At 66.1% G+C, this 16062-nt stretch carries 15 protein-coding genes; 13 read left to right on the top strand and 2 right to left on the bottom strand.

Going from position 1 to position 16062, the window contains the following annotated elements:
• The first annotated feature begins 268 nt into the window (after positions 1-268).
• Entirely contained in the window at positions 269-2863 is a 2595-nt protein-coding gene (rho, locus tag RCH22_RS11675; RefSeq protein WP_327014112.1) for a transcription termination factor Rho, read from the top strand.
• Positions 2863-3942 (top strand): peptide chain release factor 1, encoded by a 1080-nt coding sequence (gene prfA / locus RCH22_RS11670; RefSeq protein ID WP_327014111.1) that lies wholly within the window; start codon positions 2863-2865, stop codon positions 3940-3942. Before rho ends, prfA begins: the two co-directional genes overlap by 1 nt.
• Positions 3943-4050: 108 nt before the next feature.
• On the opposite strand, the gene epsC is transcribed toward prfA, so the two are convergent.
• Both epsC and cysK read right to left on the bottom strand, forming a co-directional pair.
• A complete protein-coding gene (gene epsC, locus RCH22_RS11665) occupies positions 4051-4632 on the bottom strand; it encodes a serine O-acetyltransferase EpsC (protein ID WP_327014110.1) in 582 nt (193 codons plus the stop codon).
• A 27-nt stretch (positions 4633-4659) separates the two neighbouring features.
• Positions 4660-5598 carry a cysteine synthase A gene (cysK, locus tag RCH22_RS11660; RefSeq protein ID WP_327014109.1) on the bottom strand — a complete coding sequence of 313 codons (939 nt, stop codon included), beginning with the start codon at positions 5596-5598 and terminating at the stop codon, positions 4660-4662.
• A gap of 184 nt (positions 5599-5782) precedes the next feature.
• Here cysK and prmC point away from each other — a divergent pair, with 184 nt between their 5' ends.
• From prmC to atpD, 11 genes are all read left to right on the top strand, one after another.
• Positions 5783-6646, top strand: a complete 864-nt coding sequence (prmC, locus tag RCH22_RS11655) for a peptide chain release factor N(5)-glutamine methyltransferase (RefSeq protein WP_327015517.1) — start codon at positions 5783-5785, stop codon at positions 6644-6646.
• A 130-nt stretch (positions 6647-6776) separates the two neighbouring features.
• Complete coding sequence (locus RCH22_RS11650; protein ID WP_327014108.1) at positions 6777-7571, top strand: L-threonylcarbamoyladenylate synthase; 795 nt, start codon at positions 6777-6779, stop codon at positions 7569-7571.
• Positions 7572-7573: 2 nt separating this feature from the next.
• Positions 7574-8797, top strand: coding sequence for an MraY family glycosyltransferase (locus RCH22_RS11645; protein WP_327014107.1), 1224 nt, complete (start codon positions 7574-7576; stop codon positions 8795-8797).
• Positions 8794-9270 carry a hypothetical protein gene (locus RCH22_RS11640; RefSeq protein WP_327014106.1) on the top strand — a complete coding sequence of 159 codons (477 nt, stop codon included), beginning with the start codon at positions 8794-8796 and terminating at the stop codon, positions 9268-9270. The genes RCH22_RS11645 and RCH22_RS11640 overlap by 4 nt, the downstream gene beginning before the upstream one ends.
• A gap of 175 nt (positions 9271-9445) precedes the next feature.
• Positions 9446-10234 carry a F0F1 ATP synthase subunit A gene (gene atpB, locus RCH22_RS11635; RefSeq protein ID WP_327014105.1) on the top strand — a complete coding sequence of 263 codons (789 nt, stop codon included), beginning with the start codon at positions 9446-9448 and terminating at the stop codon, positions 10232-10234.
• A 48-nt stretch (positions 10235-10282) separates the two neighbouring features.
• A complete protein-coding gene (gene atpE, locus RCH22_RS11630) occupies positions 10283-10525 on the top strand; it encodes an ATP synthase F0 subunit C (RefSeq protein WP_134535875.1) in 243 nt (80 codons plus the stop codon).
• A gap of 29 nt (positions 10526-10554) precedes the next feature.
• Entirely contained in the window at positions 10555-11103 is a 549-nt protein-coding gene (locus RCH22_RS11625) for a F0F1 ATP synthase subunit B (RefSeq protein WP_327015516.1), read from the top strand.
• Positions 11103-11900 carry a F0F1 ATP synthase subunit delta gene (locus RCH22_RS11620; RefSeq protein ID WP_327014104.1) on the top strand — a complete coding sequence of 266 codons (798 nt, stop codon included), beginning with the start codon at positions 11103-11105 and terminating at the stop codon, positions 11898-11900. The genes RCH22_RS11625 and RCH22_RS11620 overlap by 1 nt, the downstream gene beginning before the upstream one ends.
• An 87-nt stretch (positions 11901-11987) precedes the next feature.
• Positions 11988-13625, top strand: coding sequence for a F0F1 ATP synthase subunit alpha (gene atpA / locus RCH22_RS11615; protein WP_327015515.1), 1638 nt, complete (start codon positions 11988-11990; stop codon positions 13623-13625).
• Positions 13626-13676: 51 nt separating this feature from the next.
• On the top strand, positions 13677-14579 hold the full coding sequence (locus tag RCH22_RS11610) for a F0F1 ATP synthase subunit gamma (RefSeq protein ID WP_327014103.1): 903 nt from the start codon (positions 13677-13679) through the stop codon (positions 14577-14579).
• A gap of 18 nt (positions 14580-14597) precedes the next feature.
• On the top strand, positions 14598-16061 hold the full coding sequence (gene atpD, locus RCH22_RS11605) for a F0F1 ATP synthase subunit beta (protein WP_327014102.1): 1464 nt from the start codon (positions 14598-14600) through the stop codon (positions 16059-16061).
• Position 16062: the final 1 nt, after the last annotated feature.

Genomic DNA, 16062 nt, shown 5'->3' with positions numbered 1-16062 from the left:
CGGGGGGTGCCGCGGCCGGGGATGCGCGGCATCCGTTCTCGGAATGCTCTGCTAGAGTCGATGGCGTACCCGAAGAAATCGCCTAACGACCGGTTCCTTTCGATGGTGCATTTCCCGTAACTCACTGCTATCGCGACATCTGTGCGTGGCTGTGTGTGTTCACTTCAATCCACTTTCTGTGGGATTGAACCACCCGCAGCGCCTCCGACGTTGCCACAGCTTCCCCGGTTTTCGTAAACGTTCGTGCCGGGGGAAAGGACAAATTTTCGTGACTGACGTCAACCTCCGCGCAAGTGCCGCGGACTCATCCCGCCTGGGAACCCTCCGTGTCGCAGAGCTTCAGGCTCTCGCGCTCGAACTGGGCATCCCCGGCTCCTCCAAGCTCCGCAAGGGCGAGCTCGTCGCCGCCATCACCGCCGTCCAGGCCGGTGGCGACACCGTGAGCCCCGAGCTCGAAATCCCCGCCTTCGCAGCGACCGAGCCGGTCGTTTCCGAGCCGGCCGCAGCAGCAGCCGTGACCGCGACTCTCGTCGAAGCCCCGCCGCGCAAGCGTGCGCCGCGCCGCGCGACCACCGCGACCGCTGCCCCCGCCGCCGCGCACGTCAACGCTGACGGCGACCTCGGCATCGGCCTCATCCTCCCGGACGCCGCCGCGACGACCCGTCGCACCACGGCCCCCACCACCTACGCTGGTGGCACCGGAACCACGGAGGCCCCTGTCGCCGCCGAGAAGCCGGTCCGCCAGGCGCGCAAGCGCGCCACGTCCGTGTCGGTCAAGGCCGCCGCGGAGGCAGCAGCGACCGAGGCCCCCACCGAGGTGCCGTCCGCGGAAGCTCCCGTCGTCGAGGCTCCCGTCGTCGAGGTTCCCGTCAGCGAAGCGCCCGCGTCTTCCGCCACGACGGATGCCGCAGCGACCGACACCGAGACCGCCGAGGTCACCGAGGCCCCCGTCACCACCGGCCGCTCGCGCCGCAGCAGCGCCCGCGGCAACGGACGCAATGGTTCCGCCCGCAACAGCATCGACGCGCGCAGCCGCATCGACGCCCTGAACGACGAACTCGCACAGGGCACGGCGGGCATCCCCGTCGCGACCGATGAGGCAGCCACGACCGACGAGGCCTCCGCCGAGGCGCCCGTCGACCACTTCGCCGGCAACCGCACGGCGGACGCCGAGACGGTCACCGCCGAGACGGTCACCGCCGACACGGACTCCGACGAGTCCACCGAGCAGGTCGAACAGCCGCGCCAGGGTCGCAACCGCAACCGCAACCGGGGCGGCAACCAGAACCAGACGAGCGGCGAGCAGGACGACAACTCCCGCCAGCAGAACGGCCGCCAGTCGAACCGCAACCAGAACCAGCAGAACCAGAACGCCGAGCGAGGCCAGGACAACCAGGACCGCAATCAGGACCGCAACAACGCGGGACAGCAGGACCGGAACAACCAGTCCCAGCAGGACCGCAACCAGGACCGCCAGGCGCAGCAGGACCGCAACCAGCAGGACCGCCAGGCCCAGCAGGAGCGCAACCAGGAACGCAACCAGGACCGTCAGGCCCAGCAGCAGGAGCGCGGCCAGCAGGACCGCAACCAGCAGGACCGTGGCCAGGACGACGACCTGAACAGCCGCAGCAACCGTAACCGGTTCCGTGACCGCAAGCGCCGCGGCGTCAACGCCGGCGACGACTTCGAGCCCGAGCTGAACGACGACGACGTGCTGATCCCCGTCGCCGGCATCCTCGACGTCCTCGACAATTACGCGTTCGTGCGCACCTCCGGCTACCTGCCCGGTGCGAGCGACGTGTACGTCTCCCTCGGCCAGGTCAAGAAGTACAACCTGCGGAAGGGTGACGCCGTCGTCGGCTCCATCCGCCAGCCGCACGAGGGAGACCAGAACGGCCGCCAGAAGTACAACGCGATCGTCAAGGTCGACTCGATCAACGGCCTGTCCGTCGAGGAAGCCGCCAACCGCGTCGAGTTCCAGAAGCTTACCCCGCTGTACCCGCAGGAGCGTCTCCGCCTCGAGACCGAGCCCGGCAAGCTCACCCAGCGCATCATCGACCTCGTCGCCCCGATCGGGAAGGGCCAGCGCGGCCTCATCGTCGCGCCGCCCAAGGCCGGCAAGACCATCGTCATGCAGCAGATCGCGAACGCCATCGCCACCAACAACCCCGAGGTCCACCTCATGGTCGTGCTGGTCGACGAGCGGCCGGAAGAGGTCACCGACATGCAGCGCACGGTCAAGGGTGAGGTCATCGCATCCACCTTCGACCGCCCGGCCGAGGACCACACCACGGTCGCCGAGCTCGCCATCGAGCGCGCCAAGCGCCTCGTGGAACTCGGACACGACGTCGTCGTGCTCCTCGACTCGATCACGCGACTCGGCCGGGCGTACAACCTGACCGCGCCGCCGTCCGGCCGGATCCTCTCCGGTGGAGTCGACGCATCCGCCCTGTACCCGCCCAAGCGCTTCTTCGGCGCCGCGCGCAACATCGAGAACGGTGGCTCGCTCACCATTCTCGCGTCCGCGCTCGTCGAGACCGGCTCCAAGATGGACGAGGTCATTTTCGAGGAGTTCAAGGGCACAGGCAACATGGAGCTGCGCCTTTCCCGCCAGCTCGCCGACAAGCGGATCTTCCCGGCGGTCGATGTGAACGCATCCGGCACCCGTCGTGAAGAAATGCTGATGAGCTCGGACGAGGTCAAGGTCACCTGGAAGCTGCGTCGTGCGCTTGCCGGACTCGACCAGCAGCAGGCACTCGAGGTCGTCCTCGGCCGCCTCAAGGAGACGTCCTCCAACGTGGAGTTCCTCATGCAGGTCCAGAAGTCGATGCCGTCCCTGAACGGGTCAGACAAGGACAAGTAATGTTCGAGTCTGTTCTGACTCTGCAGGCCGAATTCGACGAGCTGCAGTCTGAACTGGCCGACCCGGAGTTGCACTCCAACCCGGCCCGTTCGAAGAAGGTCAACCGGCGCTACGCCGAGCTGAGCCGCATCATCGCGGCCTGGAACGAGTGGAAAGAGATCGGCGAGAACCTCGGCGCCGCCCGTGAGCTCGCGGAGGAGGACTCCTCCTTCGCAGAGGAGATCCCCGGGCTCGAGGTCCAGCTCGAGGACACCTCCGCGAAGCTGCGCCGCCTGCTGATCCCACGCGATGAGCTCGACGCCCGCGACGTGATCATGGAGATCAAGATGGGGGAGGGCGGTGCGGAGTCCGCACTGTTCGCCGCCGACCTGCTCCGGATGTACCTGCACTACGCCGAGTCGAAAAAGTGGAAAACCGAGATCATCGAGCAGACCACGAGTGACCTCGGCGGCATCAAGGACATCCAGCTCGCGATCAAGAGCAACACGAACGACCCCGCTGAGGGCGTCTGGGCTCACCTCAAGTACGAGGGCGGCGTGCACCGCGTCCAGCGGGTGCCGGCGACCGAGTCGCAGGGACGCATCCACACCTCTGCGGCGGGCGTGCTCGTCTTTCCAGAGGTCGATGAGCCGGAAGAGGTCGAGATCAACCACAACGACCTCAAGATCGACGTCTACCGGTCGAGCGGCCCCGGCGGCCAGTCCGTCAACACGACGGACTCCGCTGTGCGCATCACCCACCTTCCGACCGGAATCGTCGTCGCGATGCAGAACGAGAAGAGCCAGCTGCAGAACAAGGAAGCCGGGATGCGCGTCCTGCGCGCCCGCGTCCTCGCCCGGCAGCAGGAAGAGATCGACGCGGCCGCGTCCCTGGTCCGCAAGGGCCAGATCCGCACGATGGACCGGTCAGAGCGCATCCGCACGTACAACTTCCCGGAGAACCGTATCGCCGACCACCGCACCGGCTACAAGGCGTACAACCTCGACACCGTGATGAACGGCGCCCTCGACGCCGTCATCGAGTCCTGCATCCTCGCGGACGAGGCCACCCGCCTCGCCGAAATCGGGGACCACGACTAACTGGTTTCGCGCCCGAGTGTCTCAGAAGATGCCCAGAATCGCCGGTCGAACGGCGATTCTGGGCATTTTTGGTGACTCTGGGCGGCGGCAGCGGATGCCGCGGGCCGGCTAGTCCTCGTCGGAGACCGGGAGACCGCGCGCGCCCTCGATCGTCTGCGTGCGCACCGGCTGGATCGTCGCGGGGATGCCGAGCAGCAGGGACTTCGGCGGGGCGTCCCTCGTGACGACGGCGTTCGCGCCGATAGTGCTCCAGGCGCCGATCGTGATCGGGCCGAGCACCTTCGCGCCCGCGCCGATCGTGACGCCGTCGCCGAGGGTGGGATGCCGCTTCTCACCGCGGACGACGCCGTGCCGGGTCTTCCCGCCGAGAGTGACGCCGTGATACAGCATCACGTCGTCGCCCACATCGGCGGTTTCCCCGATCACGACGCCCATGCCGTGGTCGATGAACAACCGGCGCCCGACCCGGGCGCCGGGGTGGATCTCGATCCCGGTGAGGAACCGGGTGAACTGGGAGACCAGCCGGGCGGGCAGGTGGAACCCGGCCACCCACATCCGGTGCGCGATGCGGTACGACCACACGGCGTGCAACCCGCTGTACGCGAGGAAGACCTCCACGTTGCTGCGGGCTGCCGGGTCGTGGGCGCGCGCCATCGCCATGTCCTCACGGATGCGTGAAATGACTCCCATGTCGGTTTTCAGTTGTTCCCGTTCTTGCTAGTCCAGCAGGTCCTCGTAAAGCACGGTGGAGATGTAACGCTCTCCGAAGCTCGGGAGGATGGCGACGATGGTCTTGCCTGCGTTCTCCGGCTTCTTCGCCTGCTCGATGGCGGCCCAGACGGCGGAGCCGCCCGAGATTCCGGAAAGGATTCCCTCGTCGGTCGCGAGTGCGCGAGCGGTGGTGAGGGAATCGGCGAGGGTGACATCGGTCACCTCATCGTAGAGGTCGGTGTCGAGAACGGACGGGATGAAGTTCGCGCCGATGCCCTGGATCTTGTGCGGACCCGGCTTGCCGCCGGTGAGGATCGGGGAGTCGATCGGCTCGACGCCGACGATGTGCACGGAGGGCTTGCGTTCCTTGAGCAGCCTTCCGGCGCCCGTGATGGTGCCGCCGGTGCCGATGCCCGCGACGAAGATGTCGACGGCGCCTTCGGTGTCGTCCCAGATCTCGACGCCGGTCGTCGCGAAGTGGATCGCCGGGTTGGCGGGGTTGTCGAACTGACGGGCGAGAATCGCACCGGGCGTGTTCGCGACGATCTCTTCGGCCTTCTCGACGGCGCCGCGCATGCCGGCGGCCCCCGGGGTCAGCACGATCTCGGCGCCATAGGCGCGAAGCAGGACGCGGCGTTCCTTGCTCATGGTCTCCGGCATCGCCAGGATGATCTTGTAGCCGCGGGCCGCTCCGACCAGCGCGAGCGCGATGCCGGTGTTGCCGCTCGTGCCCTCGACGATGGTGCCGCCGGGCAGGAGTTCACCGGAGGCCTCTGCGGCGTCGACGATCGCGACGCCGATCCGGTCCTTGACGCTCGCGGAAGGGTTGTAGAACTCGAGCTTGACGAGCACGGTCGCGTCGAGGCCCGCCGTGAGGTGGTTGAGCTTGACCAGCGGTGTCCCTCCAACTGCCTTGGTGATGTCGGAGTAGATGCGTGCGGTCATCGCAGTGCCTTTCGGTCGGGTCATCGGGTCATTCGGATCGGGAACCTCGCCCAGCCTACGGCTCCGGCATTGGGAGAGCGCGCTTCATTACGTTACATTCCAAGGTGTGACAACTGAAGACGACGACCATTCCATACCCGGCACTTTTTCCGCCCCCGACGCGGGCGAGGCGGTCCCGGGCGCGGTGGACACGATCCGGGCCCGCACCATCGACATCCTCGCCGCCGCCGGCATCGCCGACCCCGAGGTCGACGCCGACCTCCTGATCGGCCACGTACTCGGCCGGAGCCGCGGCGAGGTGCAGGCCGCCGTCATCCTCCGCACCGGCATCACGTCGGCGGATGCCGCCGCGATCGACGTCCTCGTCTCTCGCCGCGCCCTGCGCGAACCGCTGCAGCACATCACCGGGCGAGCCCCGTTCCGGTCGCTCGAACTCCTCGTCGGTCCCGGCGTCTTCGTACCCCGCCCCGAGACCGAGCAGGTGGCCCAGTTCGCGATCGACGCCCTCCGCACCGTGCCCGACCCGGACCCGATCGGCGTCGACCTCGGCACCGGGAGCGGCGCGATCGCGCTCTCCCTCGCCGTCGAAGTGCCGAACGCGCGGATCTGGGCCGTCGAGAACTCGCCGGAGGCCTTCGCCTGGACTACCCGCAACTTCACGGCGGTGAACGCGGCCAATGCGACCCTCGTCTTCGGCGACCTCGCGGATACGGGCATCCTCGCCGAGCTCGACGGGACCGTCGCCGTCCTGATCTCGAACCCTCCCTATATACCGGCGGATGCCGTGCCGCGCGACCCCGAGGTGCGTCTCTTCGATCCCGCGCACGCCCTCTTCGGCGGGGCGGACGGCCTCGACGTCGTCCGGCACGTCTCGCAGACGGCCCTGCGCCTGCTGCGCCCCGGCGGAGTGCTCGTGATCGAGCATGGCGAACTGCAGGGCGGCGACATCCGTGCCCTGCTGACCGGCGACGGGTGGCGCGCGACCGCGACCCACCGCGACTACACCACCCGCGACCGGGCGACCACGGCGATCCGCCCCACGCCCTGACCGCTCCCCGTGCGCCGAGGTGTCGCAGATCGACATTCACCGGCGCTGCGAACCTCGATATGCGACACCTCAGCCGGGGCGGAACGCGTTCCCAGCCTCGGGAAACACCCCTGCACTAGAATTGGGCGCAATGACACGCATCTACGACTGCACGGTTGTCTCAGACTACGCAACCGGCATGAGACTGGCACGCTCGGCGATCGCTCGCGGCGCGCTCGTCGTCATCCCCACCGACACCGTCTACGGCCTCGCCGCCGACGCGTTCAGCCCCGAGGCCGTGCAACGCCTGCTCGACGCGAAGGGCCGCGGCCGGCAGTCGCCGCCGCCCGTGCTGATTCCGGGCATCGGCACCCTCGACGCGCTCGCGGTCAATATTCCTCAGCCCGTGCGGGCGCTCGTCGCGGAATTCTGGCCCGGCGGGCTGACCGTCGTGCTCAACGCCCAGCCTTCCCTGGTCTGGGACCTCGGCGACACCCGCGGCACCGTCGCCCTGCGGATGCCGAGCAACCCGATCGCCCTCGACCTCCTCGCCGACACCGGCCCCCTCGCCGTCTCGAGTGCGAACACGAGCGGCCTGCCGTCCGCGGTCGACGCGGCGACCGCCGCCGAAATGCTCGGCGAGAGCGTCGAGGTCTACCTCGACGGGGGAGCGGCCGGCACCGGCTATGAGCCGATCGGCGACCGGGCCGGCGACACCTCCTCGACGATCATCGATGCGACCGGCTTCGACACCAATGGCGGCAAGCTCGTGATCGTGCGGAAGGGCGTGATCTCCCGGGAGGCCCTCGCGGCCGTCGTCGGCGACGCGCTCGCGCCGGAAGGCTTCATCGCCCCCGTCGCCGCGACCCCGCAGGACGAGGTGCCCGCAGCATCCGCCCGCGAAGACGCGACCGGCGATTCGCCCGAAACGGATGTCGCGGGCTAGCCATGACCGTATTCGTCCTGCTGGCCATCGTCTCGGCTGTTGTCACGGCCGTCCTCTCCTGGGTCGTGCTCAAGGTCAGCCACCGCTACAAGATCTATCCGAAGATCCGCCTGCGGGATGTGCACACCCGACCCACCCCCCGGCTCGGCGGAGTCGCCATCTTCTTCGGCGTTGTCGCGGCCTTCGGGGTCGCCTACCTCATCTCGGCCCAGTTCGCGCCGCTCCGCCTGGTCTTCTCCGACCCTGAGCAGATCCTCGCCATCGTCGGCGCCGCCCTGATGATCGTGCTGCTCGGCGTCGCGGACGACCTCTGGGACCTCGACTGGATGACCAAGCTCGCCGGCCAGTTCATCGCGGCAGGCCTCGTCGCCTGGCAGGGCGTCCAGGTGCTCTCCCTCCCGATCGGCGGGCTCACCGTCGGCTCGTCGTGGATGTCGATCCTGATCACCGTCTTCGTGATCGTGCTCGTGATGAACATGATCAACTTCATCGACGGCCTCGACGGCCTCGTCGCCGGGGTCGCCCTCATCGCCAACGGCGTCTTCTTCATCTACAGCTACCTGCTCGTCCGGGACACCTCCCCGAGCAACTACTTCAACCTCGCCTCGGTAATCGCCGCGATCCTCGTGGGGGCCTGCATCGGCTTCCTGCCGCTCAACTGGCGTCCCGCCAAGATCTTCATGGGCGACTCCGGCTCCATGCTCGTCGGCCTCCTGATGGCGACCTCGGCGATCGCGATCACCGGCCAGGTCGACCCGACCGCGGTGAACCGGTCCCAACTCTTTCCCGCGTTCATCCCCATCCTGTTGCCGTTCGCGATCCTGATCATCCCGCTGCTCGATTTCGCACTCGCCGTGTTCCGGCGGGTGCGCGCGGGCAAGTCCCCGTTCAGCGCCGACCGGAAGCACCTTCACCACCGGCTTCTCGACATGGGGCATTCGCACCTGCACGCCGTCTTGATCTTCTACGGGTGGACGGCTGCCGTAGCCGTCGGATGCCTGCTCTATTTCGTGTTGCCCGTCTACTTCGGCGTGCAGACCTGGTGGGCGACGCTCTTCCTGGTCTGCGCCCTGGTCGCCTGCACGATCGTGACCCTGGCGCCGCTCAGCCGCTCCAAGAAGATCGAAGCGGCCACCCAGCTCGCCCACCCAGCCACCCTTCCCCATGACATTGTGAAGCTCGATCGCCTCGACGAGGCATCGACGCAAGCCGAGGAGCACGTATGAGCGCCGTCCAGCCAGCCGGATCCCTTCAGCCGCAGTCCAATCGGGTGTTCCGCAGCATCCTCGTCTACGGCGGTTACCTCGCCGGCGGCATCGCCGTGGTCGGGATGATCGCCGGCGGGCTCGCCGCCGGCGGCATCGGCGTGCTGAGCGCCCTGATCGGCACCGGGATGTCCGTCGTGTTCATGGGGATCACGGCAGGCAGCATCCTGATCGCCAACCGTTTCGCCGGAACCGCCGCGGCCATCGGCGCCTTCTTCGGTATAGTGCTGGGCGGCTGGCTCCTCAAGTTCGTGGTGTTCCTCGTGCTCGTCGTGCTGCTCAAGGGGCAGCCCTGGGTGCAGCCGGTCGTGCTGTTCCTGAGTATCATCGCCGGCGTGATCGGTTCCCTCATCGTCGACGTGGTGGTCATCCGCAAGAGCCGCGTTCCCTATGTCAGCGATCTCTCCCGAAGCCCGGACTCGGACAAACGATGAATGTTCACCCGCAGGATTCGGACCGAGGTGGGTTTCTTGGTAAGGTAATGACCGGTTCGCCCCGCAGCGCTGCTTTTGTCGTGCTCGACGATCCGACCCACTTTTCGTCTTCGCGAGAGCAGAGCTCCCCGCCCCGAACCAGGAGAAAGCGCTGCTAGAAACCGCCGTAAACCTGATGCTCCCGTTGGCTACTGACGACGGTAGCTTCCATGGCCCATCCATCAATGAGTTCTTCCCCGAGGGCATCTTCTTCGTGGGGACGCCATTCGAGATCAACCGGCTCATGCTCATCCGCTTCATTGCGATGGCCGCCCTCATCCTGCTCTTCTGGCTCGGAACGCGCCGAATGAAGGTCGTACCCACCCGGCTGCAGAGCCTCGTGGAGATGGGTCTCGACTTCGCCAGGGTCAGCATCGCGGAAAGCATCCTCGGCAAGAAGGAGGGCAAGCGTTTCCTGCCTCTCCTCACGACGATCTTCTTCCTCGTGTTGTTCATGAACCTCACCGGACCGATCCCGCTCCTCAACATCGCGGGCACCTCGGTGATCGGCGTTCCGCTGCTACTGGCAGTCATCTCCTACTGCACCTTCATCTACGCCGGCCTCAAGAAGAACCCGGGCAACTTCGTCCGGAATTCCCTCTTCCCGCCCGGTGTGCCGAAGGCGCTCTACATCATCGTGACGCCGATCGAGTTCATCTCGACCTTCCTCGTCCGCCCGGTCACGCTGACCCTGCGACTGCTGATGAACATGATCGTCGGCCACCTGCTGCTGGTGCTGTTCTTCACGGCGACCCAGTTCTTCTTCTTCACGGCCGACGGAGCCTTCAAACTCTTCGGTGCAGGCACCCTCGTCTTCGGACTCGGGTTCACCCTCTTCGAGGTTCTGATCGCCGTGCTCCAGGCGTATATTTTCGCCCTGCTCACCGCCGTTTACATCCAGCTCGCGGTGGCTGAAGAACACTAACCTCGAATCCGGCACTCGCTGTATTCGTCACAACGGAAGGAAACAAACGTGGACGCAACTACCGTTCTCGCGGCAATCTCAGGAAACATCGCCACTGTCGGTTACGGCCTCGCCGCAATCGGCCCGGCAATCGGCGTGGGTATCGTCGTCGGCAAGACCATCGAGGGCGTTGCTCGCCAGCCCGAACTGGCCGGCCAGCTCCAGGTCCTGATGTACATCGGCATCGCCTTCACCGAGGCACTCGCGTTCATCGGTATCGCAACGTACTTCATCTTCACCACCGGCCAGTAGTCCTCTTTTCTCTCTAGTTAGGAGGCATGATGCTTCACGCAGTAATCGCAGCCGCCGCGGAAGAGACGAAGAACCCGCTCATCCCCGAGTTGCCGGACATTATTTGGTCCGCGGTGTGCTTCGTCGTGATTCTGTTCTTCTTCTGGAAGCTCATCCTTCCGAGGATGCAGAAGATGCTCGACGACCGTGCTGAGGCCATCGAGGGCAACATCGCCAAGGCGGATGACGCCCAGCGCAAGGCAGAGGCCGCGCTCGAGCAGTACACGGCCCAGCTCGCCGACGCCCGTGCCGAAGCAGGCAAGATCCGCGACGTGGCCCGTGCAGACGGCCAGAAGATCATCTCCGAGCTCAAGGAGCAGGCCGGCGCTGAGGCGGCCCGCATCACCGCGAGTGCCAAGGCCCAGATCGAAGCGGAACGTCAGGCGGCAGTCCTGTCCCTCCGTGCCGAAGTCGGCACCCTGGCCATCGACCTCGCGTCCGGTGTCATCGGCGAAAGCCTGACGGACGACGCGAAGGCGAGTGCCATCGTCGACCGTTTCCTGGCCGACCTCGAGGCCTCGGAGAAAGCAGCTAAGTAATGGGAAGCGCCACCAGGGAAGCTTTGGCCTCAACGAGGGCGGTTCTCGCCGCCCACGGCCGAACGACCGATCTCGCAACGGGCGAAGGCCTGCTCGACTCCGGCCGTGTGATCGGCGACTCCGCGCAGCTCCTGTCTGCCCTGGTCGATCCTGCAGCGGATGCCGCAGCCAAGGCGGCACTCGTCGCCGCGGTGTTCTCGGCGAAATTGACCCCCACGGCACTGGACCTGCTCCAGTCGGTGGCTGCCGCGCGCTGGTCGAGTCACTCCGACCTGCTCGCCGGCATCGAAGAACTGGGACTGCGGGCCGTTGCGGCCTCTGCCCCGGTCGCGGGTGCCGTGGAAGCGGAATTGTTCGAATTCGGAACGGCCGTCGCGTCGAACGGTGAACTCGAACTGGCGCTGGCCTCGAAGCTCGGCGCGGTCAGCGCCAAGGTCGGGCTTGTCGATTCCCTGCTCACCGGCAAGGTTTCGGAGCAGACCCTCGTGATCGTGCGCCACCTCGTGCAGCAGCCCCGTGGCCGCCGCATCGGTGCACTCCTGCGTTTCTCCGCGACAATCGTCGCGGACGAGGCCGGCACCGCGATTGCGACCGTCTCGACGGCCGAGCTGCTGAGTTCCGCACAGCTGGAGCGCTTGCGCACCAGCCTCACGGCACGATACGGGCGCACGCTGACGATCAACCAGGTCATTGACCGCTCGCTTGTCGGCGGTGTCCGCGTTCAGATCGGTGACGACGTCATCGACGGCACCATCGCCACCCGCCTCAAGGATTTGCGACTCCAGCTTGCCGGCTGACCTCTGGTCAGACGGAACAGAAAAACCACGAGCGGCAACGCTTCGTTCAAGACAGAACCTGTACAGCCGTACGGGAAAGGGAAGATGATGGCAGAACTAACGATCAGCCCCGATGAGATCCGCGATGCTCTCCAGGACTTCGTCAAGTCCTACGAGCCGAGCAAGACCGCGACCGCGGAGGTCGGCTACGTCACGACAGCCGGCGACGGTATCGCCCACGTCGAGGGCCTGCCCAGCGTGATGGCCAACGAACTCATCAAATTCGCCGATGGCACCCTGGGCCTCGCCCAGAACCTCGACGAAGACGAGATCGGTGTTGTCGTGCTCGGCGAGTTCGCCGGCATCGTCGAAGGCATGGAGGTGCACCGCACCGGAGAGGTGCTCTCCGTTCCCGTCGGCGACGGCTACCTCGGTCGCGTGGTCGACCCGCTCGGCGCCCCGATCGACGGCCTCGGCCCGATTGAGAGCGAAGGGCGTCGTGCCCTCGAATTGCAGGCGCCCGGCGTCATGGACCGCAAGTCCGTGCACGAGCCGATGCAGACCGGTATCAAGGCGATCGACGCGATGATCCCGATCGGCCGCGGCCAGCGTCAGCTCATCATCGGTGACCGCCAGACCGGCAAGACCGCTATCGCGATCGACACCATCATCAACCAGAAGGCCAACTGGGCCTCGGGAGACGTGAACAAGCAGGTTCGCTGCATCTACGTCGCCATCGGGCAGAAGGGCTCCACGATCGCCGCCGTCAAGGGCGCGCTCGAGGACGCCGGCGTGATGGAGTACACCACCATCGTCGCCTCCCCGGCCTCCGACCCGGCAGGCTTCAAGTACCTCGCACCGTATACCGGCTCGGCAATCGGCCAGCACTGGATGTACGCGGGCAAGCATGTTCTCATCATCTTCGACGACCTGTCCAAGCAGGCGGAGGCCTACCGCGCCGTTTCGCTGCTGCTGCGTCGTCCGCCGGGACGCGAAGCGTACCCCGGAGACGTGTTCTACCTGCACTCCCGTCTGCTCGAGCGTTGCGCCAAGCTGTCCGACGCGCTCGGCGCGGGTTCGATGACCGGCCTGCCGATCATCGAAACCAAGGCGAACGACGTGTCGGCGTACATCCCGACAAACGTGATCTCGATCACCGACGGCCAGATCTTCCTGCAGTCCGACCTCTTCAACGCCAACCAGCGTCCGGCGGTCGACGTGGGCATCTCGGTCTCGCGCGTCGGTGGCGATGCGCAGGTCAAGTCGATCAAGAAGGTCTCCGGAACGCTGAAGCTCGAGCTGGCGCAGTACCGCTCGCTCGAAGCCTTCGCGATGTTCGCATCTGACCTCGACGCCGCCAGCCGTCGCCAGCTCGCCCGAGGCGCCCGCCTGACCGAGCTGCTCAAGCAGCCGCAGTACTCGCCGTATCCGGTCGAGGACCAGGTCGTCTCGATCTGGGCCGGCACGACCGGCAAGTTCGACGAGGTTCCCGTCGAGGACGTGCTCCGTTTCGAGCGTGGCCTCCTCGACCACCTCGGACGCAACACCGAGGTGTTGAAGACGCTGCGCGACACGAACGTGCTGAGCGATGAGACCGTTGAGATCCTCGAGCGTGAGGTCAGCGTCTTCAAGCGCGAATTCCAGACCGGTGAGGGCAAGGCGCTCGCCTCCGTCGGCAAGGAACAGTTCGAAGCGATCACCGCCGACGACGTGAACCAGGAAAAGATTGTCAAGCACCGCCGCTAATCCGCGCGCTGAGACAACCACTATTCACTGAGAAGGAAGCACAGGAGACACATGGGAGCGCAACTTCGGGTCTACCGGCAGAAGATCAAGTCTGCCCAGACGATGAAGAAGATCACTCGGGCCATGGAGTTGATTTCGGCCTCGCGCATTCAGAAGGCGAGGGCGAGGGTTTCGGCCTCGACTCCGTATTCGCAGTCGATCACCCGGGCGGTCTCGGCCGTCGCGACGTATTCCAACGTCGCGCACGTTCTGACCACTGAACCGGAGAAGATCGAGCGCGCCGCGGTCGTCATCTTCACGTCGGACCGTGGCCTCGCGGGAGCATTCAGTTCCCAGGTGCTGCGCGAGGCGGAGTCACTCAGCGAACTGCTGCGTAGCCAGGGCAAGGACGTCGTCTACTTCCTCGTCGGACGCAAGGCCGTGGCCTACTTCGGTTTCCGCCGTCGTGCGTCAGAGCGGGTCTGGACCGGCGGCACCGACCAGCCGCAGTTCGAGATCGCGCGTGAGATCAGCGAGTCATTGCTCGAGACCTTCCTTCGCGATGCCGAAGACGGTGGCGTCGACGAGATTCACGTGGTGTTCAACCGCTTCGTGAGCATGGTCACCCAGGTGCCCCAGGTCGTCCGCCTGCTTCCACTCGAGGTCGTCGAGGGAGTGGAGGAGCCCGGAGACGGGCAGATCCTGCCGCTCTACGAATTCGAGCCGGACGTCGAAACGGTGCTTGACGCGCTCCTGCCGGTGTACATCGAGAGTCGCGTGTTCAACGCAATGCTCCAGTCGGCCGCCGCCGAGCACGCCGCACGCCAGAAGGCGATGCAGTCGGCCGCCGACAACGCCGACAAGTTGATCACGACCTTCACCCGGCTGTCCAACAATGCGAGGCAGACCGAGATCACCTCGCAGATTTCCGAGATCGTGGGTGGGGCCGATGCGCTCTCATCCGCCAAGAACTAAACCAGAGAAGAGAGAGCAATGACTGACATCGCAACCGCGCCAGTCCACGCGCCGGCCCCGACCGTTGCCGTCGGCCGGATCGCCCGCGTCACGGGCCCGGTCGTCGACATCGAGTTCGCGCACGACTCGATCCCGGGCATGTACAACGCACTGAAGACGACCATCGTCATCGGTGACGTCTCCACAGAGATCACCCTCGAGGTCGCCCTGCACCTCGGAGACGACCTGATCCGCGCGATCGCGCTGAACCCGACCGACGGCCTTGTCCGCGGCCAGGAGGTCCGTGACACCGGAGCTCCCATCATGGTTCCGGTCGGCGAGGTCACCAAGGGCCGCGTCTTCAACGCCATCGGTGAGGTGCTCAACGCCGAGCCCGGCGAGAAGATCGAGATCACCGAGCGCTGGCCCATCCACCGCAAGCCGCCGCCCTTCGACCAGCTCGAGGCGAAGACCCAGCTGTTCGAGACCGGCATCAAGGTCATCGACCTGCTCACGCCGTACGTCCTCGGCGGCAAGATCGGCCTCTTCGGTGGAGCCGGCGTTGGCAAGACCGTCCTGATCCAGGAAATGATCCAGCGCGTCGCGCAGGACCACGGTGGTGTCTCGGTGTTCGCCGGAGTCGGCGAGCGCACCCGTGAGGGCAACGACCTCATCAAAGAAATGGAAGAGGCCGGAGTCTTCGACAAGACCGCCCTCGTGTTCGGCCAGATGGACGAGCCGCCGGGAACGCGTCTCCGCGTCGCCCTCTCCGCGCTGACAATGGCCGAGTACTTCCGTGACGTCGCCAAGCAGGACGTGTTGCTCTTCATCGACAACATCTTCCGCTTCACCCAGGCCGGCTCCGAGGTGTCGACCCTGCTGGGCCGCATGCCGAGCGCCGTGGGCTACCAGCCGACCCTCGCCGACGAGATGGGCATCCTCCAGGAGCGCATCACCTCGACCCGTGGCCACTCGATCACGTCGCTGCAGGCCATCTACGTGCCCGCTGACGACTACACCGACCCGGCACCGGCGACGACCTTCGCCCACCTCGACGCCACGACCGAGCTGTCCCGCGAGATCGCGTCGAAGGGCCTCTACCCGGCCGTCGACCCGCTCACCTCGACCAGCCGTATCCTCGACCCCCGTTATCTGGGCGCCGACCACTACAACACGGCCGTCCGCGTCAAGGCGATCCTCCAGAAGAACAAGGAACTCCAGGAGATCATCGCGATCCTCGGTGTTGACGAGCTCTCCGAGGAAGACAAGGTCACCGTTTCGCGGGCCCGTCGCATCCAGCAGTTCCTCTCGCAGAACACCTACATGGCGAAGAAGTTCACCGGCGTCGAGGGCTCGACAGTGCCGCTCAAGGACACCATCGAATCCTTCACCGCGATCGCCAATGGTGACTTCGACCACGTCGCCGAGCAGGCATTCTTCAACGTCGGTGGCATCTCCGACGTCGAAGAGAAGTGGGCGAAAATCCAGAAGGAGAACGACTAGC

It is taken from the genome of Cryobacterium sp. GrIS_2_6 (genome assembly GCF_035984545.1).
Taxonomy (GTDB): domain Bacteria; phylum Actinomycetota; class Actinomycetes; order Actinomycetales; family Microbacteriaceae; genus Cryobacterium.
The sequence above is the reverse complement of the archived record's forward strand: the minus strand, read 5'-3'. Positions and strand labels throughout refer to the sequence as shown.

Excerpts from the sequence above, each read along its gene's own strand:
- prfA (WP_327014111.1), top strand. The coding sequence starts at position 2,863 with ATGTTCGAGTCTGTTCTGACTCTGCAGGCCGAATTCGACGAGCTGCAG.
- epsC (WP_327014110.1), bottom strand. The coding sequence starts at position 4,632 with ATGGGAGTCATTTCACGCATCCGTGAGGACATGGCGATGGCGCGCGCC.
- cysK (WP_327014109.1), bottom strand. The coding sequence starts at position 5,598 with ATGACCGCACGCATCTACTCCGACATCACCAAGGCAGTTGGAGGGACA.
- RCH22_RS11650 (WP_327014108.1), top strand. The coding sequence starts at position 6,777 with ATGACACGCATCTACGACTGCACGGTTGTCTCAGACTACGCAACCGGC.
- RCH22_RS11645 (WP_327014107.1), top strand. The coding sequence starts at position 7,574 with ATGACCGTATTCGTCCTGCTGGCCATCGTCTCGGCTGTTGTCACGGCC.
- RCH22_RS11640 (WP_327014106.1), top strand. The coding sequence starts at position 8,794 with ATGAGCGCCGTCCAGCCAGCCGGATCCCTTCAGCCGCAGTCCAATCGG.
- atpB (WP_327014105.1), top strand. The coding sequence starts at position 9,446 with ATGCTCCCGTTGGCTACTGACGACGGTAGCTTCCATGGCCCATCCATC.
- RCH22_RS11625 (WP_327015516.1), top strand. The coding sequence starts at position 10,555 with ATGCTTCACGCAGTAATCGCAGCCGCCGCGGAAGAGACGAAGAACCCG.
- RCH22_RS11620 (WP_327014104.1), top strand. The coding sequence starts at position 11,103 with ATGGGAAGCGCCACCAGGGAAGCTTTGGCCTCAACGAGGGCGGTTCTC.
- atpA (WP_327015515.1), top strand. The coding sequence starts at position 11,988 with ATGGCAGAACTAACGATCAGCCCCGATGAGATCCGCGATGCTCTCCAG.
- RCH22_RS11610 (WP_327014103.1), top strand. The coding sequence starts at position 13,677 with ATGGGAGCGCAACTTCGGGTCTACCGGCAGAAGATCAAGTCTGCCCAG.
- atpD (WP_327014102.1), top strand. The coding sequence starts at position 14,598 with ATGACTGACATCGCAACCGCGCCAGTCCACGCGCCGGCCCCGACCGTT.